Genomic DNA, 26421 nt, shown 5'->3' with positions numbered 1-26421 from the left:
TCCCGTCATGAGCAGCAGCGAAAAGCGCGAATCCGAAGACTCTTTTGCCGCGATGTTCGAACGGGAAGCCTCCTCCATGGGCACCCGAAAGCGGGGTGGTGCCCCGCGGGTCGGTGCCAAGGTCGACGGCGTGGTGGTTCAAGTTGGCCGCGACTCCGTGTTCGTCGAGCTCGACGGAAAGCGCCAAGCTTTCTTCGACGCCGCGGAATTGCGCGCGCCGGATGGCACCATCTCCGTCAAAGAGGGCGACCGCGTCAGCGCGCAGGTCGTCGAAGTCGACGACCAAAAGGGCATCATTCGGCTTGGCCGCTCGATGGGCAAACCCGGCAGCCTGGCCGCCCTCGAGCAGGCCAGAGCCTCGTCCCTCGGGGTCGAGGGCAAGGTTAGCGGTGTCAACAAAGGCGGTCTCGACGTGGAGATCGGCGGCATGCGCGCCTTCTGCCCCATGTCTCAGATCGACGTTCGCCGCGTGGAGGACGCCGACGCCAAGGCGCTCATCGGCCAGTTGCTTCGCTTCGTCGTGACGGACATCCGCGACGGCGGCAAGAACATCGTCGTCTCGCGCCGCGCGTTCCTGCAGCAGGAATCCTCCGAGGCGGCCGCCCGCGCCCTGGTCGACATCGTTCCCGGCGCCGTCCTTTCCGGCACCGTTTCCAGCGTGCGCGACTTCGGCGCCTTCGTGGATCTGGGCGGCATCGAAGGACTCATCCCGCGCTCGGAAATCGCGCACGACCGCAGCGTGGCCATCGAGGACGCCCTCAAGCCGGGCGACACCGTGGAGGTGTCGGTCCGCGAGGTGAAGGACGTCGAGCCGGCCCGACCCGGCGGCGTGACCAAGAAGATCACGCTATCCCTCAAGGCGCTCACCGCCGACCCGTGGGCCGAGCTCGCGCTCGTCGAAGGGCGCGTCGCCCAGGGAACCGTCACCCGCGAGACCGAGTTCGGCCTCTTCGTGCGGCTCGGACCCGGCGTCGAAGGCCTGGTCCACGTCTCCGAGTTGGGGCGCGGCGCCAAGCCCGGCGAAGGGCAGGAGATCCGCGTGGTCGTGAAGAAGATCGATCGCACGACGCGAAAGATCTCCCTCGTGCCTGCGCCGGACGACGCCCAGGTGGGCGGCGTGGTGGCGACCGGCACCGTCAAGGTCGGCGCCATCGTCTCGGGCGCGGTGGAGCGCATCGAGCAGTACGGCATCTTCGTCCAGATCGACGGCACCAAGGGCAAGGCCGGCCGCGGCCTCGTTCCCGTCGCCGAGATTGGCGTGCCGCGCGGCACGGATCTGCGAAAGAGCTTCCCCGAGGGCACGAAGGTCACCGCCAAGGTGCTCGAGACCGGCGACGGCCGGCTGCGCCTGTCGATCAAAGGCGCGCTCGCCGATCAAGAGCGCGGCGACTACGAGGCAGCCCGCGGCAAGGCGGCGGTCCCCGCATCGCTCGGCACCTTCGCGGACCTCCTTTCGTCGGCTAAACGCCAGAAGAAGTAAACGACGCGAACAGCCTCTCGCGCTCGTCGAGGAACGCATGCAAGCGTTCGCGTTCGGGCGGCGAGAGGCGCTCGGCGAGCCATGACTCGAGGGCCATTCGCCGCGGGAAGGCGCGCCGTGCAGGGCTGCCCGCCTCGCGGATCATCCGCTGCAACTGCAGGTTGAACATCGGCTGCGCGTCGTTGATCCAAAAGCCGACTCGGTCGATGTGCGGTGTGTCGCCGCGCATGATTTGAAGCAGCTTCTCCGATACCTCCGGTCCGAACAGCTGCACCTGCGTGAAGTCGCAGACGATCACCACCTTGCGGCCCGAGGCCGCGATGGTGCTGACGCACGTCCGAGTTTCCAAAAATTGCCGGTTGGCTTCTTCCGGTGACACCGGCGTGACGACCCACGCTTCGATGAGACGACCTACTCGATTGGTGACGGAATACACCCGTTGCTCCTCCCCGCCCGCGCCTTTCTCTCTGATTGAGGCAATCAGATCGATCCATCCCGCGCAAGTGCGAGGCTGTCGTTCAAATGGTTCTCGATAGAGAACTACTGGCTCTCAATGGAGGCCCATCGCGGTCGCGCTTGCATGCGCGAGAGCCATGCAGCAATCGCGGCGTAGCTCGTGAGATCGACGTGGAGCGGCCCTCGGGCTGCCTCGAGCCAAGGCGCCGCGGCGTAGTCGACCACCGAGAGGCGCTTAACGATGTACTCATGGATCTGCAGATGTCGATCGAGGACGGGGAGAAACCGAGCGAGATCTTCTTCGGCCTCCGCGACAATGGTCGGATCATTTCCCCGCACCCCGCGGAACGGCTTCACGAGTCGCTCCATGATCAAACGGTACAGCGCGGCCTCGGGGTGGGCCGTCCACCAAAGCAGCCATTGATCGAGGAGCGCCTGGTCGCGCGGGTCGCGGGGGATCAATTCTCGCTCGGGGCGCTTCGACGCGAGGTACTTCAGGATGGCCCCGGACTCCCAGAGGACGAATCCGTCATCCTCCTCCAAGGTAGGCACCTTGCCGTTGGGGTTCTTGGCCAGGTACTCGGATGAGCGGAACTCGCGTTTCGCAAAATCCAGGGTCACGCACTCGATGGGAAGGTCCAGCTCGGCGGCGAGCAATCGCACCTTGCGTGAGTTGGGGGATATGCTGCCTTCATAAAGTTTGATTGCCATCGCTCTCTCCCAAGAGATTTCTGAAGATGTAGCGCCGCAAAGTCCATCTCCGTCGTTTGGGACCATGCGTACCCGTGCCAACCCCAACCGAATCCTGTAGTCTGTCGTTTGGTATGGATCGCAGGTTGGAGAGCAGTCGACCGCGCTACAGCGAGCGCGTGCCGCCCGTCGATGGGGAGCTTGGACCAGCCGAACAGGCCCGTCTCATAAGCCGTTACGGCCGCCGTGTTTCGGCCGGCGAAACGATCTTCCGGGAGGGGGAGCCCGCCACGGAGGCCTTTTTGGTCCAGGACGGGCGCATTCGCCTCCTCAAACGGGTGCGCATGGTCGAGCGGAGCTTGCTGCTCCTCAAGCCAGGCGATCTCTTTGGCGAGGCCGCGCTCCTCGGCGATACACCGCTTTCGGCGATGCCCATTGGCGACGTGACCATGCGCCAATCCGGCACCGTCTCCATGGGCGGCCTCGAGGACGCGATGATTCGCCGCCGCGCGGAAGATGCCGTGGCGCGCAATTCCACGGCGGTGGCATTGACCGACTCGACCTTGCTCGTCCTCAGTCGCAGCGCCTTTCGCGGGATGTTCGAGAACTACCCTGGGATCGCCACCCGCGTGATCGAGCAGCTCATTTTCCGGGTGCGCGACGCCGAGGACCAAATCGAAATCATGATGCTGCGCGACACGCAGCTCAAAGTCGTGAGCGCCTTGTTGAAGCTCGCCCAGCGGGCCGTTGGCTCGGCGGAGATTGCCATGTCGCCCGTGGAGCTCTCCTCGCGGGTCGGGTTGGACGTCGACACCGTGAAGCGCACCGTTCAGCGACTTCGTGAGCAGCAGTACGTGCGCATCGTAGGCGAGCGCATCGAGATCCCCGATGTGGAAGCGCTGCGCCGTTTGTACGTGCTTTTAGGCACGAAAGACGAGATCCACGGAGAGAGTACGCAGCGCTGAGTCCACGTGCGTTTGCGTGAGAAACCTGCGTTCCATCTCTTCGTGTGGCGAGAATTTCACGGTCTCTGCCTGACCCTGCGGCCCACAAACGGCACTTTGTCGTGCAAATACGAAGACTTATGCGAATATTTACTCGGAGTTTTCGCGATTGACGCGCCGTGGCCGCTCGACTAATCCGGAAACCGCAAAAAACAAGGGAGCTCCCGAGTTGCGGTTGGCCATTATCAGGATGTTGCGTCCGAAGTACCGGAGGTTTGCGTGACCACGGAATCGATCGGCAGTTTTCTAAAACGTCAAAGGGAGCTCAAAGCGATGAGCATCGCGGAGGTGTCGCGCGTTACGCGTATCCCCGCTGCCACACTTTCCGCCATCGAGAGCGACCACTTCGACGACTTGCCGGGAGAAGTCTTCGTCCGCGGGTTCCTGAGGTCGTACGCGCAAGCGGTAGGGGTCGTTCCCAATGAAGTTTTGGCTCGGTACACGTCGAGCCGGCGTGTCGTCTTCGTGACGCCGCTTCCCACGCCGAGCCCGGTGCATGCCGCACGGGAAGGGCAAGGTCGCCGTTTTGGCGTGGCCATCGCGTTCGTGCTGCTGCTCATCCTGTTTACGCTGGCCCTCTCCATCGTGCTCAAGCCGCGCGGGCATGACATGCCCAAGGAGCTGTCGTTCATGCAAGATATGGACGACGCATCCAGCGAAATCGTGCACGTAAAACTAGGCTAGCTCGCGAACTTTGGTGCGGCCAAATAAGGCGTAAACTTTCCCCGCGTGAAGGCGATTCAAACGGAGGCACTGCTCCTTCGGGCCGTGACGTACGGGGAGAGTGATGTCATTGCGACGTTCTTTACGCGGACCGAAGGGAAGATCTCGGCCCTATCGCGTGGCGCGCGAAAGAGCGTCCGGCGCGTGGGCGGCGCGCTCGAGCCCGTGCACACGCTGCTCGTGTCGCTCGAGGATCGTGGTCGCGAGCTCGCGACGCTCAAGGAAGCGCGCGTCGTGACGCAGCGTTCGGGGGTCGTGGGGGACTTGGATGCTCTGGACGCGGCGGGCGTTGCGCTTCGCTGGCTTCGTCATGTCTGTCCGCCGCGAACGCCAGAGCCCCGCGCGTGGGACACGATGAATACCTTGCTCGATGTGCTCGACGCACGGGAGCAGCCGCCACGTTCGGCATTGGCCGCCGCCGCATTGCGCCTTCTCGCGGACGTGGGCTACGCCCTCGAGCTCGAGCAGTGCGTGCGCTGCGGAAGGCCCTGTCCGGCCGGCAAGGCGGCCTTCGTCGATCCATCGCGCGGCGGCCTCGTGTGTCAGTCGTGTGGCGGAGCGCGCGTTCGGCTCGGTGGCGAGCTACGTTCGCGCGCGTTGGAGATTGGCGCTGGGGGCAACCCTGCGTTGACGAAGGAAGAAGCGGAGGAGCTGCTCGTGTTGGTCGATGCCGCGATGGCCGTTCATGCCCCAGGACTCGAATGAAAGCACCTTATGACGTCATCACCTTTGGCGAGGTGCTCTGGGACCTCTTCGACGAGGGAGAGGACAATTACCGCCGCTTCGTGGGCGGCGGCTCGTCCAACGTGGCCGTGGCGCTGGCCCGCCAAGGACGCCGCGTCGCGGTGGTCGCCGGCGTCGGGCGGGATCGCTTCGGGGACGAACTGATCCGACGTCTCGACGAATTCGGTGTCGACACGCAGTTCATGGTTCGCCTGGCCGACCGCACCGCGCTCACCTTCATCGCGCGCAACCCGAACGGCGAGCCGCACTTCATGAACTACCGGCATGCGTCGGCCAACCTGGCGCTGGCGGCGCGGCACATCACGTCGTCGATGGCGCGCGCGCGGTGGGTTCATCTTGGAACGTGCAGCCTGATCGCCAACGGCAACGGCCTCGTCGAGGCCACGCGCGCCTTCGAGACGCACGCTGGCCGGCACCGCGCGTACAAGTCCATCGACCTGAACGCGCGACCGAACCTCTGGGCCAGCCAAAACGCGGCCCTCGACGAGCTGGAGCGGCTTCTGCCCGGGTGTTCGCTCATCAAAGCGTCGCTGGGCGATCTGGTTGCGTTCGGCATCGGCATCGGCGACCTGCGCGACATCGCGCCCGACGCCGTCGTTCTGGTGACCCGCGGCGCGGAGGGGGCGACGGCCTACTTCGGCAACGGCGGTCGCGTCTCCATCGCCCCGACGCCCACGACCTGTGTCGATGCGACCGGGGCGGGGGATGCCTTCGTCGCTGGGGTGCTCGCGCACCTCGTCGAAAAGGACGTGGGGCCAGGCTCTGCGGGCTGGGGCGACGCAAATCTCTGGACGGAGGCGCTTTCGCGTGGGCATAGCCTTGGCGCGATCGCCGTTTCCAAGCTTGGAGGGACCTGAACGTGGCCGACCCGAAAATCAAATGCCTCAAGGTGCGCTCGCCGCGCGGTGCGACGGTGACCGAGATCGACTGGGGCGACGGCCACAAGGGCATCTACCCGCACGACGTCCTGCGCGGTTACTGCCCGTGCGCCGGCTGCCAAGGCCACTCGGCGACCATCCGCTTCATCGAATGTTCGGGCGTGCAGATCGAGTTGGACGACCTCGAGCCGGTGGGCAACTACGCCCTCGCGCTCAAGTGGTTCGACGGCCATAACACCGGCCTGTACTCGTACCGGTACCTGCGCGCGCTCTGCCACTGCAACGAGTGCCAACCGAACTACGCCGAAAAAGAGCGTCTCGAGCTCACGCGGATGTAAAACGCGGACTCATGCAGGGGCAGCGCGAGGAGGGCCGCGAGGAACGGAAGAAGCTGGTCGCGCGGGCCGGCATCGTGGGGGCGGGGACCTTGGTGTCGCGGGTGCTCGGCCTGGCGCGCGACATGTCGTTCGCGGCGCTGTTTCGCGTGCAGGAGACCGACGCCTTCTTCGTGGCGTTCACCATCCCCAACGCGCTTCGACAGCTCTTGGGCGAGGGCGCGATCTCCAGCGCCGTGGTGCCCGTGCTCAGCGGAAAGCTGGCGACGGAGGACGCCGAGACGACCGGCGAGAAGAATGCGCGCGCCTTCTTTGCCAATGTGCGCGGCGTTTCCCTGATTGCGCTGCTGGTGACGACGGTGCTGGGCGTCGTGTTCGCGCGCCCGCTGACCGAGCTTTTCGCCGGCGGGTACCGGACGAGGCCCGTCGACTTCGAGCGAACCGTGCAGTTTACACGGGTCGTCTTCCCGTACATCTTCTTCATGGGCACGGCGGCCCTGGGCATGGCCGCGCTCAACGCCAAGCGACGCTTTGCCGTCGCCGCCTTCGCGCCGGGGCTGCTCAACGTCGCGTTTCTGCTCACCGTGTTCCTTCTTCCAGGGCCGTTCGAGCGGGCGGGGATCGATCCCGGGCATGCGATGGTCGTGGGGGCGCTTTTGGGCGGCCTGCTGCAGGTGGTCGCGCAGTGGCCTGCGCTCCGGGCCATTGGGTATGCGGGGTGGCCGCGGTTCGATTTTTCGGATCCGGGGGTGCGCGAGGTCTTTCGGCGCATGGTGCCCATGACCTTCGGCATCGGCGTCTATTACATCGACCTGATCGTGTCGCGTCGGTTCCTCTCGGAGCTCGGTCCCGGCGCGCAGAGCTATTTCTCGTGGGCCATGCGCCTGTGCGAATTTCCGCAGGGCATCTTCGTGTTGGCGCTGTCCACCGCGGCGTTGCCGTCGCTGTCGGCGTTTGCTGCCCGCGGCGATCTGGAGGAGCTCGGAAAGACGTACGCGCACGGGATGCGGTTGTCGCTGTTCGTGACCATCCCGGCGAGCTGCGGGCTAGCGTTTCTCGCGGAGCCCATCGTGGCCACCTTGCTTCAGCGCGGCGAGTTCAGCGCGTTCGCCGCGAGCGAAACGGCGCGCGCGCTGATGTGGCAGGGCGGGGCGATCTGGACGGTGGCCGCCGTGCGGCAGCTCGTGCCGGTGTTTTTCGCCCTGGGAAACACGCGCACGCCGGTCATCGTGAGCGCGCTCGATCTGGTCGCGTTCATCGCGTTGGCCGTGGTGCTGCGCGGCCCGCTGGGGCACGCGGGCATCAGCGCGGCGGTGGCTGGCTCGAGTGCGGTGCAGATGGTGCTGCTGTTCGTGGCCTTGCGCTGGCGTCTGCCGGATCTGCACCTCGGGGAAATCGGGCGATCGGCGGTGCGGACCTTGGCGGCGTCGTTGGTGGCGGCGGCGGCCGGGGCGCTCGCGGCGCGGGGGACGGCCATGCTGGGCCCGGTGGGCGGGGCCTTCCAGCGCGCGGCGCCGGGGGTGGTGGCCATGGTGGTCTTCATGGCGGCGTTTCTGGTCTGGGCGCACCTCTTTGGCTCGCCGGAGCTCGCCCCGCTCGTGTCGGGGGTCCGCCGGCGGCTCGCCCGTGGTAAGGCTGCGCGATGACCGAGCCACGCATCGTCTCCGCCGCCTTCGTGGCCGCGTCGAATGACCCCGGCAAGCTGCCCGCGCCCACGCTCGCCGAGGTGGCCTTCGCCGGCCGTTCCAACGTTGGAAAATCCAGCCTGCTCAACGCGATGATGCAGCGCAAGAGCCTGGCGCGCACCAGCCGCACGCCCGGCTGCACGCGGCAGGTCAACATGTTCGAGGTGGCCTTCACCGATGGCCTCCATGTGCACCTCGTCGACCTTCCGGGCTACGGCTACGCGAAGCGATCGCGAAGCGAGAAGGCGAGCTGGGGCCCATTGCTCGAGGGCTACCTCTCGACGCGCTCCGTTCTGCGCGCGGTGACGATCCTCGTCGACGTCCGCCGTGGTCCGGAGGAGGACGATCTCGATCTCGTCGAGTTCCTGCAAGCGCTCGAGACGCCGCCGCGCATCCTTCTCGCCGCGACGAAGATCGACAAATTGTCACGGGCGCAACAGAAGCCCGCAATAGAGAAAGTGAAGCGCCAATTCAAGGGCCCCATCATCGGTTTTAGCTCGGTGACGGGCGATGGCCGCGACGCCCTCTGGCAACGTCTTCGTCACGCGATCGCCAACGAACGAAGCGACAAACCCGAGTGACCATCGCAGAGTTGCACGACGTGATCTCATTGTTGGAAGAATGCGGGCGACCCACAGTTGCGATCTCTCGAGAAAACGAAGCGTCAGCCGTTGGCACCATCTTAGCAATGACGTTGGACGGGCATCGCGCAGACGGCTCTCCCCCCCCGGGCCTCTGAGTGGTGCCTTTTTTCATTTTGTCGATCTCGTGATCCTCTGCGTCGGTTCGATCGAACCGGCCCGTGCGATGCTGAGGAAATGCGATGGCGTTTTCAGGATCCGAACGACGCCCGTGAGGCCGCGGAGCGCGCTTCGGTCCGCGCGAAGATCGATGCGTGGTGGCGCGCGTTCGGCGAGGTCTCCGGCGAGGTGTCGGCCCGTTTCACCAAAGGGGGAGCCTTCGATGTTCTCGCCTTCATGCAGACGTACTTGCAGCCCATCGACGCGAATCTCATGTGGGAGTTCGGGCCGGCACGCAAGGCAACGAACCGCCATCGCTTGGTGATGACTCCGGAGTCGCGTCGGTTTTTGCGACCCCTGGTCAGCGAGATCCTCGAGCGTGCGCCGTCGCTTCCGCAGTGGGAATTCTACCCGTATCGACTGGCCGAGGAGCTTACAGATGCCGTTCGAACGGTGGAGGGGCGTGCGAACGTGGACGTCACGCCGTTCGAGGTGGACGTTCACCGTGGTGAGCTTCATGCCGTCGATCTCACGTGGCTCATACCACCCGGCATCGACCGCAACGTCGCCCGCGGTGCTGCGTTCGTGGCCACGGAAACGATCCTGGGCGAGGAAATGCTCGATACGTGGATTGGCGAGATCTCCGTCGAGGTTCGCCCGCGCCCTGGCTTGTTCGCGCGCATGTTCGGTGGCTCGAACGGTAGTTCCACGGCCGATCGCTCGATCGGCTCGCTGCGGACCCGTGTCGAATCGGCCATCGAGCTCGTTCGAAACGGACTTCCCACTGCGCCCCGAGCGCTGCTCGACAACGAGGGAGAAAGCGTGGTCTTCGAAGTGAAGCCCACCGAGGCCGACGATTATCCGCGCCAGAAGGATCTCTTCGTGGGGGTATCCCATGGCATGAAGGAGATGTGGCAGGCCGCTCATATGGCCGCGCCGTTCTCGTCCCAGCGCTTTTCGAGGCACGGTGAAACGTTTTGCTACTTGAAGCTCGACGGAGCCGAGGAGCTCGAAGGGTCGAAATTCGCCGATCGCGGCGCCATCGAAGAGGCGTTGGACGCCGCGCTCCGCTCGCGCGGATTGGGGATCGCCGTCGGCGGCGGGACGGGGCTGCGCTACTCGTACATCGACCTCGCACTCGCTCGACTCGACGAAGGTTTGGCCGAAGTTCGTCGGGTTGCGCGCGAGGGCCGACTGCCCAAGCGCTCGTGGCTGCTCTTCTTCGACGACATCTGGCGCGACGAATGGCTGGGAATCCACGAGGATACCCCTGCGCCGTGTCTCGAGTGACGCTCGTTAAGAGAAACGTAAGATCTCGCGATGCATGCTCGTGATCCAAAGGAGGTCACGAGATCATGTTTCACTCACTGTCGTTTCTCGCGGGCACCGCGATGCTCGGGTTCGTTCTCGCGTCGGGTGACGCGCCGCCACCGCCCCATCATGGCCCCCCGCCCGAAGCCTTCGATGCGTGCACGGGCAAGACCGAAGGGGACGCGTGCACCGTCACCTTCCGCGACAAGTCGCTCGAGGGCAAATGCCTCGCACCGCCCAAGGACGCGGGCGAGCCGAGGCTATTTTGCGCCCCCCCGCATCCCCCGCCGCCGCCCGATCACACGTAAAAGCAGAGGAACGGCCAGAGAATTTCACAGGAAGACGGGAAGAAAGGAAGGGCTAACGGCGTGATGCGGCGTGGAACGCGTTCTTGCTGGTTTCCAACTTGCCCACTGGGCGGACTGGAAACTCAAAAACTTCCCGTCTTCCCGTCTTCCTGTGAATTCTCCTCTCAGGTGGAGCACCCGCACGATTGGCGGTGCATGAACGTCGGGGCCAAGCGCACGATCTGCGGCGGGATGGTGGGATCCTCGATGCGGGCGAGGAGCATGCGCACGGCGGTGCGGCCGATTTCGCGGATGGGTTGCGCCATCGTCGTGATGGGCGGCTCCACGAGATCGGCCCATTCGACGTCGTCGTAGCCGACCACGGCGAGGTCTTTGCCAATGCGCAGCTTGCGCTCGCGGACGGCGTGGAGGACGCCCACCATCATGGCGTTGTTCGCGGCGACCACCGCGGTCGGCGGCTTCGGCGTATCCAGCAGACGATGGAGCGCGGTGGCGCCCAGCTTGGAGACGGATTTGCCGGAGACCACGAGCTTCGGATCCCAGGGGAGGCCCGCGCGCTCGAGACCGAGGCGGTAGCCGTTCACGCGCTCGGTCGACGTGCTCAACCCCGAAGCTCCGCGCACCAGACCGATGCGCCGATGGCCGCGATCCGCCAGGTGTTGCACCAACGTGGCCGTCGATTCCACATTTTCAGGACCGATGCAGTCGAAGGGCGAATCGTCCGGGATGCGGTCGACCAGCACCACGGGCAGCCCGAGGCGCGGTAGCTCGGGCAGCACCGTGCTTGCGCGTGAAGGAAGCAGGAGCAACCCGTCGACGCGGCGCGCCTTGAGCATGCGCACCGCGTCTTGCTCCGTGTGCGCCTCATCGTGCGTGTCGACCAGCAGCAGGGTGTGACCCGCCGCCGATGCCGCGCCCTCAATGGCCTTAATCAGCTCGGCGAAGTACGGATTGGCTACCAGCGAGATGGCCACCCCGAGCGAGCGCGTGCCACCGCCGGTGACCAGCGAGCGCGCAATGGCGTCGCCCGTGTAGCCGGTGCGGGCCACGGCCTCCAGCACGCGGGCGCGGGTCGACTCCGAGACGACCCGCGTGTCGTTCACGACGTGCGATACGGTCGTAATCGAGACGCCGGCCAACGCGGCGATGTCCTTCATGGTTACCAAGGGAGCGCCCGTCGTTCCTTCCTAGCGTTGCGCAAACGTTTGCGCCAGCATATAACGAAAATATCGTGCCCGAGAAGCCCTGTCGCGACCCGATTCGCGAACGGAGCACGAGGGCCCTCAGCGAGGAGGTAACGATGGAACGGTGTTCTCGGTTCGCCATGGCGTTGACGATGGCCCTGGCCGCCTTCGGATGTACCAAGGAACGCACCGGCGGTGATACGGCCCCCGCTGCCGGAGGGTCCGCCAGCGCAGAGGCCAAGCCGCCGGCGCGCGCCAAGGTGGGCCTGGTCACCAAGACGGATAGCAACCCATTCTTCGTGACCTTGCGCGAGGCGGCGAGGGCGGAGGCCGGCAAGCTGGGGGCGGATTTCGTCGCACTGGCCGGTAAGTTCGACGGCGACAACGATGGGCAGGTTACCGCCATCGAGAACCTGGTTCAGCAGGGGGTCACCACGATCCTCATCACGCCGAACAGCTCCACGGGCGTGCTCGGGGCCATCAAAAAGGCGCGTGACAAACAGGTGCTGGTGATCGCGCTGGACACGGAGACCGATCCGCCGAGCGCGGTGGATGCCACGTTCGCCACGGACAACACCGCGGCGGGGCGCAACCAAGGTGCGTACGTGAAGGCGGCCCTGGGCGCGAAGGCGCCCGACCTCATCATGCTCGATGGCACGCCGGGATCGTCGGTCGACACGCAGCGGCATACCGGCTTCTTGCAAGGCATCGGCATGGCCGACGGCGATGCGCACATTCGCGGACGTCAGTCGGTGAACGGCGACCAGAACAAGGCGCAACAAAGCATGGAGAATTTGCTCCAGCGCTCTCCAAAGATCAACGCGGTCTACACGCTCAACGAGCCGACCGCTCGTGGCGCCAATGTGGCACTCAAGGCGAAAGGGCTCGCCGACTCCGTGGTCGTCGGTTCGATCGACGGCGGCTGCCAGGGCGTGCAGGACGTCAAAGAGGGCAAATACGCGGTCACGGTGATGCAATTCCCCAAGAAGATGGCCGAACTCGGCGTGGACGCTGCCGTGGAATTCGCAAAGAGCGGCAAGAAGCCGAGTGGCTTCCAGGACACCGGATCGATGGTCATCACCGACAAGCCCGTCGCGGGCGTCGAGAGCAAGGACACCGCGTGGGGACTGGAAAACTGCTGGAAGTGAAGCTGGAACGCGATCGCGGGGGCGTGCTCGAGTTCGTGCTGCGCACGCCGGGGGTGGGGCCGGCGTTGGCGCTCGTGGTGGCCATCGTCGTCTTTTCGCTCACCACGAGCACGTTCCTCGCGGTGGACAATCTGTCGCTGGTCATCGAGCAGTCGCTGGTCGTGGCCACGATGGCGCTGGGGCAGACGTTGGTCATCCTCACCGCGGGGATCGATCTCGCCAATGCGGCGACCACGGTGCTGGCCACCTTGCTCATGTCGAAGCTCGCGCTCTCCAGCGGAGGGGGCGTTGGCGCGTTGCTGGCCGGGTTCGCGCTCGCGGCCGCCATCGGGGGCGTCGCCGGCTCGTTGGTGACGCGGGTGAAGCTTCCGCCGTTCATCGTCACGTTGGGGCTTTTGACCATCGTGACGGCCGTCGGGCGCATCTATTCGCGCGGGCAGAGCGTGCGGGTCACCGATCCGGTGCTCGGCTTTCTGGGGACGCGGCAGTTTCTCTTTGGGCGCATCGAGATCACGTATGGCATGCCCGTGGCACTGGGGATGTTCGTGCTTCTCTGGTACGCGCTGACCCGCACGGCATGGGGCCGCCACGTGTACGCGATTGGCAACGAGCCCGAGGCGGCGCGACTCTCGGGCATCCACGTCCCGCGCACGGTGCTCAGCGTGTACCTGATCGCCGGGCTCGTGTACGGCGTGGCCGCGTGGCAAGCGCTGGGGCGCGTGCCCAATGCCGATCCCAATGCGTACCAAACGGGAAATCTCGATTCGATCACCGCTGTGGTGCTCGGCGGCACGAGTCTCTTCGGTGGGCGGGGGAGCGTGTTCGGCACCTTGGTGGGCGCGCTCATCGTCGCCGTGCTCCGCTCCGGCCTCACCCAAGCGGGCATCGACGATCTGTACCAGGATGTGGCCACCGGCGTGCTGGTCATCGCGGCGGTCGCCGTGGATCGATTCTCCCGCACCACGAGGCAGCGATGAGCGCCGCACGGGAGAGCGTGCTCTCGGCACGCGGGCTGGTGAAGCGCTATGGGAACGTGACGGCCATCGACGGGGCGGATTTCGATCTGTTCCCCGGAGAGGTGCTCGCGGTGGTGGGCGACAACGGGGCAGGGAAGTCCAGCCTGATCAAGGCGCTCTCCGGCGCGCTCGTGCCCGATGCGGGCGAAATCCGCGTCGGTACCGAGCGTGTGCACTTCCGTGGTCCGCTGGATGCGCGCAAGCACGGCATCGAAACGGTGTACCAGGACCTCGCGCTGACGCCGGCGCAAGACATCGCATCGAACTTGTTCCTGGGGCGCGAGCGGCGGTTGCCGGGTTTGCGGGGATCGGTGCTGCGCATGCTCGACGTCGGGGGGATGCGCGACGAAGCGGAAAAGGTGCTGCGCGATCTGGGCATCGGCATCCGCTCGATGACGCAGCTCGTGGAGACGCTGTCCGGCGGCCAGCGGCAGGGCATCGCCGTGGCGAGGGCCGCGGCCTTCGGCACGCGCGTGGTGATCATGGATGAACCCACGGCGGCCTTGGGGGTCACGGAGTCGGGCAAAGTGCTCGAGCTCATCGGGCGCCTGCGCGAGCGCGGCCTTCCCGTGGTGCTCATCAGCCACAACATGCCGCACGTCTTCGAGATCGCCGATCGCGTGCACGTGCACCGATTGGGCAAGCGCATCGCGGTGGTCTCCCCGCGCACGCACACGATGAACGAGGTGGTGGGGCTGCTCACCGGTGCGGTGCGCCCCGACGACGACCACCGGCTTCAGCCTTCGAACCCCGGCTGACGGTCTGGTCCCCCGAGCGGGGCATGGCCGATGCCTTGCCATGCCGTGTGGAGGTTTCGCATGGTGGATATCAAGGTCATCGGCGCCCGTTCGGGCAACCTCGAGATCGCAGTGCGTGTGGCGGGGCATCCGGACCGTCCTGCCATCGTCCTGATCCACGGGTGGCCCCAGAGCAGCCGCGCATTTTCGCGGGTGATGCAGCATCTCGCGGACGAGTTCTACGTCCTGGCCCCGGATCTCCCCGGTGTGGGCGCCTCGAGGGTACCTGCTGCATCGGGCAGCAAGAGTCTGCTCGCGCGGCACGTGCGCGATGTCGTTCAGGCGTGCGGCGCGCGTCGGGTCGTCGTTGCGGGGCATGACGTCGGGGGCATGATTGCATTCGCGTACGTGCGTGGCTTCGCCGCCGAGCTGGAAGGCGTCGTTATCGTCAACACGGTCATCCCTGGCCTCGAACCGGCGTGGTCGAAGGTTCTCTCGAATCCCTATGTCTGGCACTTCGCGTTCCACTCCATCCCGAAAATGCCCGAGGTTCTCGTGTCCGGGCATCAACGTCCGTACTTCGATTTCTTCTTCGATGCGATTTCGCGAACCCCCAAGGCCATCACCGACGAGGCGCGCGATGCCTACGCGCGCGACTACGGGCACGTCGAGGCTCTTCGCGCCGGCTTCGATTGGTACCGCGCCATGTCCAAGGACGCCGAGGAGAACGCGAAGCGAATCGAGGTGACGACGCCCGTTCTAAACGTCCGCGGGGACGCCGATCCTGGCCCGATGCGCGATTACCTCGAGGGGCTATCGGCGAGTGGACTCACGCACGTTCGGGGCGAGACCCTCGAGGGCTCCGGCCACTTCGCCGCTGAGGAAGCGCCGGAAGCGCTCGCCCGGCTCCTACGCATATTCGCGCGTGACTGCGTCGGAGCCGTTTGACCCTTCAGCCCTCGAGGTGCTGCGCGAGCATCGCCGCGAACCACTTGCGAAACTCCCGCCCGCTGCGCGTGCGATCGCTGAAACCGGCGGCGCCCAGGGTGGAGTCGCCGACGATGGCCTGACCGAACAGCGCGAGCGCCGAGAGCACCACGGTGAAGCGTGTGTCGCGGTAGCTGGGCGCGTCGCCACGTTTTCGCCCGCGCGTGCGCAGCGTGTGGGTGATCTCGGCGATTTTTTCCCAGCCCGAGCGGGCCGCCTCGGAGTCGAACGGATCGTAGCCGGATAGAACGAGCCACGCGATGAGCCGCGCGTGGCCGCGCTCGTAGAGCACCTCGAAGACGCGGTCGAACAAGGCCATGCCATTGGGCACGTCCTTCGTCTCGGCAAGCGTCGCCAGAAGATCGCTTTGCAGCCGCTCGATGGCGCGCTCGACGACGGCCCGAACGAGCCCCTCGCGGTTGCCGAAGTGGTGAAGGACCGCAGGGTGCGAAATGCCCACGTCGGCCGAAACCTCTTGCAGGCGGATGCTCGCGGGGCCGGCTTCACGCAGGCGTCGCTCGGCGGCATCGAGGATCATCTGACGCGCTTCGTCGGCGCTTCGTCGGGGTCGTGGCATTCGCTGGGTCCGTTATTGACAATCTTGTAAGTGGAGCTACTTACAAGATTGTAACAAGGAGGACGTCATGATGGATGCCATTGCGCGCCTGTACCTCGGGCGCCTTTTGGGCTCGCCGCGAGGTCGGGCCTTCATGCTGCATTTCATGGTCCAAGCGGAGGAGGGCGACGAGTTGGGCGTCTTCGACACGCTTCTCTCGCGCGTGGACGATCCCGAGCTGAACAAGCTCGTGCGCGTGCACCGCGACGACGAGACGCGCCACGCGGCCATGCTGCGCGAGTGCCTCCAGAGGAACGGGGTGGACCCCGAACCGGTTCCGCCGGAGCTCCATGTGGTGGCTCGCATCGGGCATCACGCCGGTGGTACCGGGGAGTCGTTCGTCGACGGCCGCGCGACCGTGATGCAGATGTACCTGCTTCTGCAGGTCATCGAGGAACGGGGCGTGCGGCAGTTTCCCAAAATTGCCAACGCGATGCGCCCCTTCGATCCCGAGAGCGCGGCGGTGATCGACCGCATCACCCGCGACGAAGAGCGCCATGTGAAGTACGCCAAAGCGATCAGCCGCCGCTACGCACCGGACGACGCGACCCTCGAGCGCGAGCTCGCGCGCTTCCGTGCCGCCGAACGGCGCGCCTTCGAGGAAAACGGCCGCGCATTGCTGGCCTTTTCCCTATCGCGCGGCCTCGACGCCACGCGCGGGCTCGAGCGCCTCGCATGGCGGTTGCTCATTTCCCGTAACGCGCCGGCGTCGTTCCGACCAGCCGCCGAAAATGGCGCGTAAACTGCGCTTGATCGTAGAAGCCAACGAGGAAGCGTAGTCCGCGAGGCTAGCCAGGGCTACGGCTGCCCCGTTGCGAAGGGAATCGACGTCGATCCTGGCTCCGAGCTTTCCGTCTTGATGGGGTGCGCCTTCCGCCGCGAGAATCGGTCCATGTACAGGTAGATGACCGGGGTCGTGAACAGGGTGAGCATCTGCGAAATGAGGAGGCCACCCACGATGGCGATGCCCAGGGGCCGCCGCAATTCCGACCCCATGCCGTGCCCCAATGCCAGCGGCAAGCCGCCCAGCAGCGCGGCCAACGTGGTCATCATGATGGGGCGAAAGCGCAAGACGCACGCTTTGTAGATCGCGTCGTGCGGGGACAGATTTTCGTCGCGTTCGGCTTCGATGGCGAAGTCGATCATCATGATCGCGTTCTTCTTCACGATGCCAATCAGCAAGATGATGCCGATCAGCGCAATCACGCTGAGCTCCGTCTTGAACGCCAACAGCGCCAGCAGCGCACCCACGCCGGCCGACGGCAAGGTCGACAGAATCGTCACCGGGTGAATCAGGCTCTCGTAGAGCACCCCCAGCACGATGTAGACCGTGAACAACGCGGCCAAAATGAGAATCGGCTGGCTCGAAAGGGACGCCTTGAAGGCTTGCGCCGTGCCTTGGAAATCCGCGTGCACGCTGGGCGGTAGCCCGATTTCGAGTTCGGCGCGATGAATCGCGTCCACGGCTTGGCCCAAGGCGATGCCCGGCGCCAGATTGAAGGAAAGCGTCGTCGCGGGGAACTGGCCCTGGTGCGGAATGGACAGCGCCGTCGGGCGCGAGGCCCGCTTGGTCAGGCTGCTCAACGGAACTTGGCTACCGTCGGCCGCCCGGATGAACATGGATTCGAGGCCGTCGAGGTTCTTCTGCAGCTCCGGCTTGATCTCCAAAATGACGCGATTCTGATTCAGCTGCGTGTACACCGTGGCGACCTGCCGCTGGCCGTACGCGTCGTACAACGTGTCGTCGATGTTCTGCGGCGAGATGCCCAGGCGCGAGGCCGTGTCGCGATCGATGTCGAGCCCCAGCTCGATGCCCGCGGTCTGCTGGTCCGATGCGACGTCGCGCAGCTCGGGCAGCTTCTTCAGGCGCTCCACCATCTTCGGACCCCACTCACGCAGCTCCTGCAGGTTCGCGTCCTGCAGCGAATATTGGTACTGCGTGCGGGTGGACCTTCCGCCCATGCGAATGTCCTGCACCGACTGCAGGTAGAGATTGACCCCGGGGATCTGCCCCAGCTTGGGGCGAAGGCGCGCGATGACCTCGTCGGCCGTGGACTTGCGCACGCCAAGCGGCTTCAACTCCACGAACGCGCTGCCCGTGTTCACGGTACCGCCGCCGCCGATGAAGGAGAGCGCCTGCGCCACGTCGGGATCGGCCTTGAGGATCGCGTTGACCTGCGCTTGCTTGTCGCGCATCGTCGGAAACGAGGTATCCTGCGACGACTCCGAGAAGCCAGCCAGCGATCCGGTGTCCTGTTGGGGGAACAGGCCTTTGGGCACGAGGATGTAGAGTGCCACCGTGACGACCAAGGTCGCCAAGGTGACGAACAAAGTCAGTCGGTGGTGGCCGAGCACCCACTTGAGGCCGCGCGAGTAGACGTGGAGCATGCCCTCGAAGAGCCGCTCCGAAGCGCGGTAAAATTTCCCCTGATTCTCCTCGTGTTTGTGCCGCAGAAGGCGCGAGCACATCATCGGCGTCAAGGTGAGCGACACCAGGGCCGACACCGCGATGGCCACGCTCAGGGTCACCGCGAACTCGCGGAAAAGCCGGCCGATGATGCCGCCCATGAGCAAAATCGGAATGAACACCGCGATGAGCGACACGGTGATCGAGATGATGGTGAAGCCGATCTGCTTGGCGCCTTTCAGCGCCGCGGTCATCGGCGAATCGCCCAGCTCGATGAACCGCGTGACGTTCTCGGTCACCACGATGGCATCGTCGACGACGAAGCCCGTCGAAATGGTCAGGGCCATCAGCGACAGATTGTCCAGGCTGTAGCCGAGCAGGTACATCACGCCGAACGTGGCGACGATGGAGAGCGGCACGGCCGCGGTGGGAATGGCCGTCGCGCGGAGATTGCGCAAAAAGGCAAAGACGACCAGCACCACCAGCCCGACGCTGAGCACCAGGGTTTGCTCGACGTCGCGCACGGAGGCGCGGATGGTTTGGCTTCGATCGAGGGTCACCGCAATGTTCACGGCGGGCGAGATCGAATCCGCAAGATGCGGAAGGATGGCCCGCACGCGCCCGATGACGTCGATGATGTTCGCGCCCGGTTGCCGCCGGACGATCATCAACACCGCGCGCTCATTGTTGGCCCAGGCTGCAACGCGGTTGTTCTCGACATCGTCGACCACGCGCGCCACGTCTTTGAGACGCACCGTGGCGTTGTCTCGGTAGGTGACGACCAGCTCCTGGAACTGCTTCGCGCCGAAGAGTTGGTCGTTCGCCGACAGCGAGTGCGACTGATCCTCGCCACTGAGTCCGCCCTTGGGCTGGTCGACGGTGGCTTGCGAAATGACCGTGCGCACGTCCTCGAGGTTGAGGCCCATCCCGGCCAAGGCCGCCGGATCGACTTGTACGCGCACCGCAGGTTGCTGGCCACCGCCCACGAAGACCTGCCCCACGCCCTGCACCTGCGAGATCTTCTGCGCGAGGATGCTGTTCGCCGTGTCGAAGATCTGCGAGAGAGGAATCGTATCGCTCTTGAGCGAGATGATCAGAATCGGTTGGTCCGCCGGGTTGATCTTGCGGTAGTTCGGGCGGAAGGGAAGGTTGCTCGGCAGCTCGCCCGCGGCGGCGTTGATGGCCGCTTGCACGTCCCGCGCAGCCGATTCGACGTCGCGATCGAGATCGAATTGCAACTGTATCGAGGTCGTACCGAGCGAACTGGTCGACGTGATCTCGTTCAACCCGGCGATGCGCCCGAAGCGCCGCTCGAGCGGTGTGGCCACGGCGGAGGCCATGGTCTCCGGGCTCGCGCCCGGCAGCGACGCCGACACGTTGATGCTCGGCATGTCGACCCGCGGAAGCGGGGCCACCGGCAGAAAGAGGTACGCGGTGATCCCCGCGATCAACACCGCCGCCGCCAGCAGCGACGTGGCAATGGGGCGCTGAATGAACGGGGCCGAGATATTCACTCTGGCCTCCGGCCGTCGTAGGCCTCGGTTCGGGGGTTCCCAGTCTGCGGGCGGTTCATCGCGCCTACTCCGCCGCCGCCTCGGCCGCCGGGGCCCGACTGCCCTTCACGAAGCGCGCGAAGCGCTCCATGTACAGGTAAATCACGGGCGTGGTGTACAAGGTGAGCACCTGCGAGATGAGCAGGCCGCCCACGATGGCGATGCCCAGCGGCCGCCGCAGCTCGGAGCCGGTGCCTTGCCCCAACGCGAGCGGGATGCCTCCGAACAAGGCCGCCAACGTGGTCATCATGATGGGCCGGAACCGCAAAAGGCACGCCTTGTGGATGGACTCCTGCGGCGACAGACCTTCGTCGCGCTCCGCCTCCAAGGCGAAGTCGATCATCATGATGGCGTTCTTCTTCACGATGCCGATGAGCAAGATGATGCCTATCAGCGCGATGACGCTGAACTCGACCTTCATCAGCATCAACGCGAGCAACGCACCCACGCCGGCGGAGGGAAGGGTGGACAGAATCGTGATGGGGTGGATGTAGCTCTCGTAGAGAATGCCCAGCACGATGTAGACGGTGATGAGCGCCGCCAAGATGAGAATGGGCTCACTGGCCAGCGATTCCTGGAAGGCCGCGGCCGCACCCTGAAACTCCCCGTGGATGCCCGGCGGCAGACCGAGGTCGTGCGTGGCCTTCTCGATGGCCTCGACGGCGTGCCCGAGCGACGATCCGTCGGCCAAGTTGAACGAAAGCGTCGCCGCCGCGAACTGCCCCTGGTGCATGATGGAGAGCGACACCGGCTTCGGCTCGAAGTGCGTGAACGCGCTCAGGGGTACTTGCACCCCGCTGGCGGCCTTCACGTAAATGCGGTCGAGCGCCTGCGGGTTGGCCTGGAACTCCGGCTTCACCTCCAGAATGACGCGGTACAAATTGAGCTGCGTGAACACCGTGGAGATCTGCCGCTGGCCGAAGGCGTCGTACAGAACGTCGTCGATGGCCTGCGGCGAGACGCCGAGGCGTGATGCGGTGTCGCGGTCGATGGTGAGCGCCACCTGGAGGCCGGACACCTGCAGATCGCTGGCCACGTCGCGGATTTGCGGCAGCGTTTTCAGCTTGGCCAGCACCTGCGGCGTGTACGTGCGCAGCTCCTCGATGTTCGCATCCTCGAGCGTGTACTGGTACTGCGTGCGCGCGATGCGGTTGTCGATCTGCAGGTCTTGAACGGACTGGAGGTAGAGCGCAATGCCCTCGACGTGGGCCAGCTTCGGCTGGAGGCGCGCGATGACCTCCTCGGCGCTCGACTGGCGTTCGTGGCGCGGCTTCAACGTGATGTTCAGACGCCCGCTGTTCATCGTGGCGTTCGTCCCGTCGGCGCCGATGAACGAGGCCACGGAGGCCACATCGGGATCTTGCAGCACCACGTCGGAGAGCGCGCGCTGGCGATCCAGCATGCGCGTGAACGACACGTCGGCGGGGGCCTCGGAGACGCCGGTGATGACGCCGGTGTCCTGCTGCGGGAAGAAGCCCTTGGGGATCATCAGTGCGAGCACCGCGGTGAGCGCGACCGTCGCCAGGGTGACCATCAAGGTGAAGAATTGGTGCCGCAGCACCCAGCGCACGCCCACGTCGTAGACGCTGATCATCTTCTCGAAGAACGCTTCCGACGCCTTGTAGAAGCGCCCTTCGTTCTCAGGCTCGTGCGGCTTGAGCAGGTGGCCGCACATCATCGCGGTGAGGGTGAGCGACAGCACGGCGGACACCGCGATGGCCACGCTCAGGGTGATGGCGAACTCCCGGAAAAGACGTCCGATGAGCCCTTGCATGAACAAGAGCGGGATGAGCACCGCCACCAGCGAGATGGTCAGCGAGAGAATCGTGAAGCCGATCTGCTTGGCGCCCTTGAGCGCGGCCTCGAACGGTGGCTCACCCTCCTCGATGTAGCGCGCGATGTTCTCGATCATGACGATGGCGTCGTCGACGACGAAGCCGGTCGAGATGGTCAGCGCCATCAGGGACAGGTTGTTCAAGCTGTAACCGAGCAAGTACATCACGCCGAAGGTGCCGATGAGCGAAAGCGGCACGGCGATGCCCGGGATGATCGTGGCGCGGAAGCTGCGCAAAAAGAGGTAGATGACCGCGACGACCAACGCCACCGTGAGCACCAAGGTGAACTCGACGTCCTCCACCGAAGCCCGCACCGTCTCCGTGCGATCGCTCACGATTTTGACGTCGATGCCCTGGGGCAAGGTGGCGCGGAGCTGCGGGAGCAGCGATTTGACGCCGTCGGCCACCTGAATGACGTTGGCGCCCGGCTGGCGCTGCACGTTGAGGATGATGGCCCGCTTCTCGTTGGCCCAGCCGGCGAGCTGCGCATTCTCGACGCCGTCGATGACCGAGGCGATGTTCGAGAGCCGCACCGGCGCGCCATTCTTGTAGGCAATGACGATGGGCCGGAACGACGCGGCGTTGGAGAGCTGGTCGTTCGTCGCGAGGGTGTAGTCCTGGCGCGCGCCGTCGATGTTGCCCTTGGGCTGGTTCACGTTGGCGGCCACCACGGCAGCCCGCACGTCTTCCAAGCCGAGCCCCAGCCCCGAGAGCGCCACCGGATCGACCTGGATGCGCACGGCGGGCTTCTGCGCGCCATTCAAGGTGACCAGGCCCACGCCCGACACCTGGGAGATCTTCTGGGCCAGAATCGAGTCGGCGTAGTCGTTGACCTGATCGAGCGCGATGGTGTCCGAGCTCACGCTCAAGGTCAGAATCGGTGTGTCGGCGGGGTTGCTCTTGCTGTACGTCGGGGGGACGGGCAACGTCTTCGGCAACAGGTTCGACGCGGAGTTGATGGCCGCCTGCACGTCCTGCTCGGCGGCATCGATGTCGCGATCGAGCGAGAACTGCACGGTGATCTGCGAGCTACCGAAGCTCGACACCGACGTCATCTGCGTGAGCGAGGGCATCTGCCCGAACTGGCGCTCCAGCGGCGTCGTGACCGCGGAGGCCATCGTCTCGGCGCTCGCGCCGGGCAGCATGGTCGAAATGACGATGGTCGGGTAGTCGACCTGCGGCAGCGCCGACACGGGCAGCTGCCGAAAGCCGATGAGGCCCGCGAGCATCAGGCCGACCATCAGCAACGACGTCGCAACGGGACGCCGGATGAACGGCTCGGAGATGCTCACGGTGCCGCCCCCGCGCTGCTGCTGGGCGCGGGTTTCGCGTCACCCTGCCGGGTGGCGGTGGGCTTGTCCGACGTGCGCGGGGCCAACTTCGATCCGGGGCGCAGTTGGAACTGTCCATCTTGCACCACGCGTTCGCCGGCGTTGAGCCCTTTGGAGATGATGGTCCAATCGCCCTGCGTGAGGTCGACCTCGATGGGGCGCATCTCCGCCGTCTGATCGGGCTTGGCCACATAGGCGAAGGCGCCTTGGGGCCCGCGTTGCACCACCGGCGTGGGCACCACGATGGCGCCGCGGCGGTTCGTGAGCAGCAAGCGCGCCTTGACGAACAGGTTCGGCCAGAGCTTCTTGTCCGGGTTGGGGAAGGTGGCCTTGAGGCGGATGGTGGCTGTGGCCGTGTTGATCTGGTTGTCGATGAGCATCACCGTGCCGCTGCCGAGCGACTGATCGCCGTCGCGGCTGAAGGCCTCCACGGTGAGCGGGCCGTGGCCCATGGCCTCCGACACGCGCGGCAGATCGTCCTGCGGCAACGTGAAAAAGACGGCAATCGGGTCGAGCTGCGTGATGACCACGATGCCGTCGGTGCCGTTCGCCTGAACGAGGTTGCCCGGGTCGACGTTGCGGATGCCGGTGATGCCGTCGATGGGCGACGTGATGCGCGAGTACTCGAGCTGCAGGCGCGCGTTCTCGATCGCCGCTTGGTCCGAACGCAAGGTCGCATCCGCGGTGTCGGCCGCCGCCTGCTGGTCGGTGAACTGCTGCTGCGAGATGAGCTTTTGCCCCACCAAGCTTTGGTATCGCTCCAGATTGAGCTTCGCGTTCTTCGCCGTCGCCGCGTCGCGCGCCAAGGCGGCCTCCGCCTGGTGCAGCGCAATGGTGAACGGCCGCGGGTCGACCTGGGCGAGCACGTCGCCCTTCTTCACGGCCTGCCCCTCCTTGAAGAGCACTTGCTGGAGCCGCCCATCGACCTGCGACTTCACCGTGACCGTGTAGAAGGCCGTCGCCGTGCCGAGACCGTACAGGTAAATCGGCATGTCTTTCGACTGGACGTCGGCCAGCACCACCGGCACCGGCCGATTGGCCGCCGCCGATCCCGATGCCGCCGCCTCGGGCGGGCCACCGCCAGCCGCCCCGGCGTCTTTCTTCTTCGCCTGGTACTTCACGTACCCGAAGACGACGGCCCCGATGACCAACAAGCCTACGATCCACCGCCACGCGCGCATGGGAGCTCCGTTCATGATCGACCCATGGCGGCAAGAAGCTGAGCGCGGGCCGTCGCCAAATTGTAATCCGCTTGAATCACTTGTGCCGCCGCGGTCGTAGCGGCCACTTGAGCATCGTTCAGCTCGATGATGTTGCCCGTGCCGGCTTGGTACCGACCCTCCGCCAGCCGAAGCTGCTCGCGCGCATTGGTGAGCGCTTCCTTCGCCGCGTCGATGGCCTCTCGGTTCGCCTTTACCTGGAGCCAGGCCTGCTGCACGTCGAAGCTCACCTGAAGCTGCTGCTGATCGACCTGGGCCGCGATGTCATTCAAAGATGCCTCGGCCTCGTGCACGGCGCCGTGCGTCTGCCAGCCCGACAAGATGGGCCAGTTGAGGGCGGCGCCCACGCTCCAATTCGGTCCCAGGCTGCCGAGCTCCGTGCCCACCGCGGTCAGGCCCGCCGTGGCGTTCAGCGTGGGGCCGTAGGCTCCCTTCGTGGCGCGGATGGAGATCTCTTGCGCCTCTTTCTGCTTGGCCAAACCCGCGAGCTCGGGGCGCTGCGCAATGGCTTTCCTGATCAGCGCGTCGACGGGCATGTCCTCGTCCTGAAGCGGCCCGACGTCTTCCTCGCCCACCTCGAAGTTCGTATCCGCAACGACACCCATCCGCTGATTGAGGTCGGCCTTGGCGATCTCGTAATTGTTTTGCGCCGTGATGAGTCCCACGCGGCCATTGGCGTATTGGGTTCGCGACTGCACGACATCGATCTCGGGGCGCGTGCCGACTTGGACGAAGGCCTGGCTTTGCTGCACGTGCCGGTCGAGATTGGCCAGCGTCTCCTCTTGCACCTTGATGAGGGCTTTGTTGGCGCGCACGAGGTAATAGGCACTCTTGACGTTGACCACCGTCGCGATGCGCGTGGTCCGCTCGCTGGCTTGCGAGACTTCGACGTTCACGTCCGCTGCATGCCACTTGCCGTTGGTCTGGCCAAAGTCGTATATCAACTGCGTGGCTTGCAAACCGAAATTGAACGAATTGTAAGTGTCGGTCCAACTGATATTGCTTTGAGCGCCGGCAGCGCCTCCGGGGGTGGGCGCGGAGTTGCCGGTGCGGCGTTGGTACGAGGCCGTGCCGGTGAGCTGGGGGAGGTAGCCCGAGCGAGCCTGTTCCACGCGCGCCTTCGAAACGGCGGTGGTTGCCCGCGCCCGGCGCATGAGGGGCTGGTTCGTCGTCGCCGTGTCCAATGCCTCACGAAGCGTGAGAATTCGAGGAGGCGGCACGGCAGAGACGGCTTGCGCGAAGAGTAGGGGTAGAAGGACAGCGGGCATGATGGGGAAGAATCACGACGACGAGTAACTGTCGAGTGAAGAACGGCGAAGGGTGGAAGGTGGGTGGCGAGGGGTTTGAATTCGATGGCGAGAGGGTTTGCCGCTCTCTTCGCTCGAGCCACCGGATAAATTTCACGCCCTTACAGGGATGATGGACTTGGCACCCTGCGTCGGTTGCCCTAGTCGAAAATGCGCATGAACGAGAAGATTGACGATATCGCGACCATCGAGAACCGCGTCCACGCCCATGCACGCGCCGTCGGAGCCGATTTCGAGGTGCTGCCGTGTGATCCGGCCCTGGCGGATACGGCTGCGTTTTGTGCCCATTACGGAATTGAAATGGAAGATTCCGCCAATGCAATCTTGGTGGCCAGCAAAGGCGAGCCGCGCAAATACGCGGTGTGCGTGCTCCTGGCGACCACGCGGCTCGATGTCAACAAGGCCGTGTGCCAGCAGCTCGCATGCAAACGCGCCTCTTTCGCCGACGCCGACGAAACCGCGCGCATCACCGGGATGATTCTCGGCGGCGTCACGGTTTTCGGTCTGCCCCCGGACTTACCTCTCTTCGTCGATGCCGCGGTGATGGCCCGCGCGCGGGTCGTCGTGGGCGGGGGAAGCCGCTCGTCGAAGCTGCGCATCGACCCCGCGATCTTCCGCACCATGCCCGGCGTCACCCTCGTCGAAAACCTGGCAAAGGGGCCCTAGCTGCGCTGGAGAGGATTGAACAGGAAGGGGGGAAGGCGGGAAGGTTTACGGCACAAATCC

At 65.4% G+C, this 26421-nt stretch carries 24 protein-coding genes; 16 read left to right on the top strand and 8 right to left on the bottom strand.

Annotation, left to right across the window (positions count from 1 at the left end; genetic code table 11):
* Positions 1-7 precede the first annotated feature (7 nt).
* Entirely contained in the window at positions 8-1480 is a 1473-nt protein-coding gene (locus tag LVJ94_20855; protein ID WXB09667.1) for a S1 RNA-binding domain-containing protein, read from the top strand.
* Here the strand turns inward: LVJ94_20855 and LVJ94_20850 are convergent.
* Both LVJ94_20850 and LVJ94_20845 read right to left on the bottom strand, forming a co-directional pair.
* Positions 1461-1916, bottom strand: coding sequence for a hypothetical protein (locus tag LVJ94_20850; GenBank protein ID WXB09666.1), 456 nt, complete (start codon positions 1914-1916; stop codon positions 1461-1463). The genes LVJ94_20855 and LVJ94_20850 overlap by 20 nt on opposite strands.
* A 104-nt stretch (positions 1917-2020) precedes the next feature.
* Positions 2021-2647 carry a glutathione S-transferase family protein gene (locus LVJ94_20845; GenBank protein ID WXB09665.1) on the bottom strand — a complete coding sequence of 209 codons (627 nt, stop codon included), beginning with the start codon at positions 2645-2647 and terminating at the stop codon, positions 2021-2023.
* A gap of 113 nt (positions 2648-2760) precedes the next feature.
* On the opposite strand from LVJ94_20845, the gene LVJ94_20840 reads away from it, so the two are divergent.
* The 9 genes from LVJ94_20840 (at position 2761) to LVJ94_20800 (ending at position 10354) form a co-directional block, all read left to right on the top strand.
* Entirely contained in the window at positions 2761-3591 is an 831-nt protein-coding gene (locus tag LVJ94_20840; protein WXB09664.1) for a Crp/Fnr family transcriptional regulator, read from the top strand.
* A 312-nt stretch (positions 3592-3903) separates the two neighbouring features.
* Positions 3904-4314: a helix-turn-helix domain-containing protein gene (locus tag LVJ94_20835; GenBank protein ID WXB09663.1), complete on the top strand. Its 411-nt coding sequence runs from the start codon at positions 3904-3906 to the stop codon at positions 4312-4314.
* Positions 4315-4359: 45 nt separating this feature from the next.
* Positions 4360-5058 carry a DNA repair protein RecO gene (recO, locus tag LVJ94_20830; protein WXB09662.1) on the top strand — a complete coding sequence of 233 codons (699 nt, stop codon included), beginning with the start codon at positions 4360-4362 and terminating at the stop codon, positions 5056-5058.
* Positions 5055-5954 (top strand): carbohydrate kinase, encoded by a 900-nt coding sequence (locus LVJ94_20825; protein WXB09661.1) that lies wholly within the window; start codon positions 5055-5057, stop codon positions 5952-5954. The genes recO and LVJ94_20825 overlap by 4 nt, the downstream gene beginning before the upstream one ends.
* Positions 5955-5956: 2 nt before the next feature.
* Positions 5957-6313 carry a DUF971 domain-containing protein gene (locus LVJ94_20820; GenBank protein WXB09660.1) on the top strand — a complete coding sequence of 119 codons (357 nt, stop codon included), beginning with the start codon at positions 5957-5959 and terminating at the stop codon, positions 6311-6313.
* Positions 6314-6324: 11 nt separating this feature from the next.
* Complete coding sequence (gene murJ / locus LVJ94_20815) at positions 6325-7956, top strand: murein biosynthesis integral membrane protein MurJ (protein WXB09659.1); 1632 nt, start codon at positions 6325-6327, stop codon at positions 7954-7956.
* The gene (gene yihA, locus LVJ94_20810; protein WXB09658.1) at positions 7953-8576 is read left to right on the top strand and encodes a ribosome biogenesis GTP-binding protein YihA/YsxC; all 624 of its coding nucleotides are present in this window, start codon (positions 7953-7955) and stop codon (positions 8574-8576) included. Before murJ ends, yihA begins: the two co-directional genes overlap by 4 nt.
* Positions 8577-8813: 237 nt before the next feature.
* The gene (locus LVJ94_20805; protein ID WXB09657.1) at positions 8814-10025 is read left to right on the top strand and encodes a hypothetical protein; all 1212 of its coding nucleotides are present in this window, start codon (positions 8814-8816) and stop codon (positions 10023-10025) included.
* Positions 10026-10090: 65 nt separating this feature from the next.
* The gene (locus LVJ94_20800; protein ID WXB09656.1) at positions 10091-10354 is read left to right on the top strand and encodes a hypothetical protein; all 264 of its coding nucleotides are present in this window, start codon (positions 10091-10093) and stop codon (positions 10352-10354) included.
* Between the two features lie 164 nt (positions 10355-10518).
* Here LVJ94_20800 and LVJ94_20795 read toward each other — a convergent pair whose 3' ends face one another.
* A complete protein-coding gene (locus LVJ94_20795; GenBank protein ID WXB09655.1) occupies positions 10519-11511 on the bottom strand; it encodes a LacI family transcriptional regulator in 993 nt (330 codons plus the stop codon).
* 143 nt (positions 11512-11654) lie between these two features.
* Between LVJ94_20795 and LVJ94_20790 the strand changes: the two genes are divergently transcribed.
* The 4 genes from LVJ94_20790 to LVJ94_20775 are packed head-to-tail and all read left to right on the top strand — an operon-like array spanning position 11655 to position 15387.
* Complete coding sequence (locus tag LVJ94_20790; protein WXB09654.1) at positions 11655-12686, top strand: substrate-binding domain-containing protein; 1032 nt, start codon at positions 11655-11657, stop codon at positions 12684-12686.
* Positions 12659-13663, top strand: a complete 1005-nt coding sequence (locus LVJ94_20785) for an ABC transporter permease (protein ID WXB09653.1) — start codon at positions 12659-12661, stop codon at positions 13661-13663. The genes LVJ94_20790 and LVJ94_20785 overlap by 28 nt, the downstream gene beginning before the upstream one ends.
* On the top strand, positions 13660-14460 hold the full coding sequence (locus LVJ94_20780; GenBank protein ID WXB09652.1) for an ATP-binding cassette domain-containing protein: 801 nt from the start codon (positions 13660-13662) through the stop codon (positions 14458-14460). Before LVJ94_20785 ends, LVJ94_20780 begins: the two co-directional genes overlap by 4 nt.
* 60 nt (positions 14461-14520) lie before the next feature.
* On the top strand, positions 14521-15387 hold the full coding sequence (locus LVJ94_20775) for an alpha/beta hydrolase (protein ID WXB09651.1): 867 nt from the start codon (positions 14521-14523) through the stop codon (positions 15385-15387).
* Positions 15388-15391: 4 nt separating this feature from the next.
* Here the strand turns inward: LVJ94_20775 and LVJ94_20770 are convergent, their stop codons facing one another.
* A complete protein-coding gene (locus LVJ94_20770; GenBank protein ID WXB09650.1) occupies positions 15392-16003 on the bottom strand; it encodes a TetR/AcrR family transcriptional regulator in 612 nt (203 codons plus the stop codon).
* Positions 16004-16070: 67 nt separating this feature from the next.
* Here LVJ94_20770 and LVJ94_20765 point away from each other — a divergent pair, with 67 nt between their 5' ends.
* Positions 16071-16784: a ferritin-like domain-containing protein gene (locus LVJ94_20765; protein WXB09649.1), complete on the top strand. Its 714-nt coding sequence runs from the start codon at positions 16071-16073 to the stop codon at positions 16782-16784.
* A 56-nt stretch (positions 16785-16840) separates the two neighbouring features.
* On the opposite strand, the gene LVJ94_20760 is transcribed toward LVJ94_20765, so the two are convergent.
* The 4 genes from LVJ94_20760 to LVJ94_20745 all read right to left on the bottom strand — a co-directional run bounded on the left by LVJ94_20760 (position 16841) and on the right by LVJ94_20745 (position 25656).
* Positions 16841-19963 (bottom strand): multidrug efflux RND transporter permease subunit, encoded by a 3123-nt coding sequence (locus LVJ94_20760; GenBank protein ID WXB09648.1) that lies wholly within the window; start codon positions 19961-19963, stop codon positions 16841-16843.
* Between the two features lie 64 nt (positions 19964-20027).
* Positions 20028-23078, bottom strand: coding sequence for a multidrug efflux RND transporter permease subunit (locus LVJ94_20755; GenBank protein WXB10739.1), 3051 nt, complete (start codon positions 23076-23078; stop codon positions 20028-20030).
* A 47-nt stretch (positions 23079-23125) separates the two neighbouring features.
* On the bottom strand, positions 23126-24349 hold the full coding sequence (locus tag LVJ94_20750) for an efflux RND transporter periplasmic adaptor subunit (GenBank protein WXB09647.1): 1224 nt from the start codon (positions 24347-24349) through the stop codon (positions 23126-23128).
* Positions 24350-24360: 11 nt separating this feature from the next.
* On the bottom strand, positions 24361-25656 hold the full coding sequence (locus LVJ94_20745) for a TolC family protein (protein WXB09646.1): 1296 nt from the start codon (positions 25654-25656) through the stop codon (positions 24361-24363).
* Between the two features lie 195 nt (positions 25657-25851).
* On the opposite strand from LVJ94_20745, the gene LVJ94_20740 reads away from it, so the two are divergent.
* On the top strand, positions 25852-26361 hold the full coding sequence (locus tag LVJ94_20740; GenBank protein ID WXB09645.1) for a hypothetical protein: 510 nt from the start codon (positions 25852-25854) through the stop codon (positions 26359-26361).
* Positions 26362-26421: the final 60 nt, after the last annotated feature.

Source organism: Sorangiineae bacterium MSr11367, from assembly GCA_037157805.1.
Lineage (GTDB): Bacteria > Myxococcota_A > Polyangia > Polyangiales > Polyangiaceae > Pendulispora > Pendulispora rubella.
This window is presented reverse-complemented; position numbering and strand designations above follow the sequence as displayed.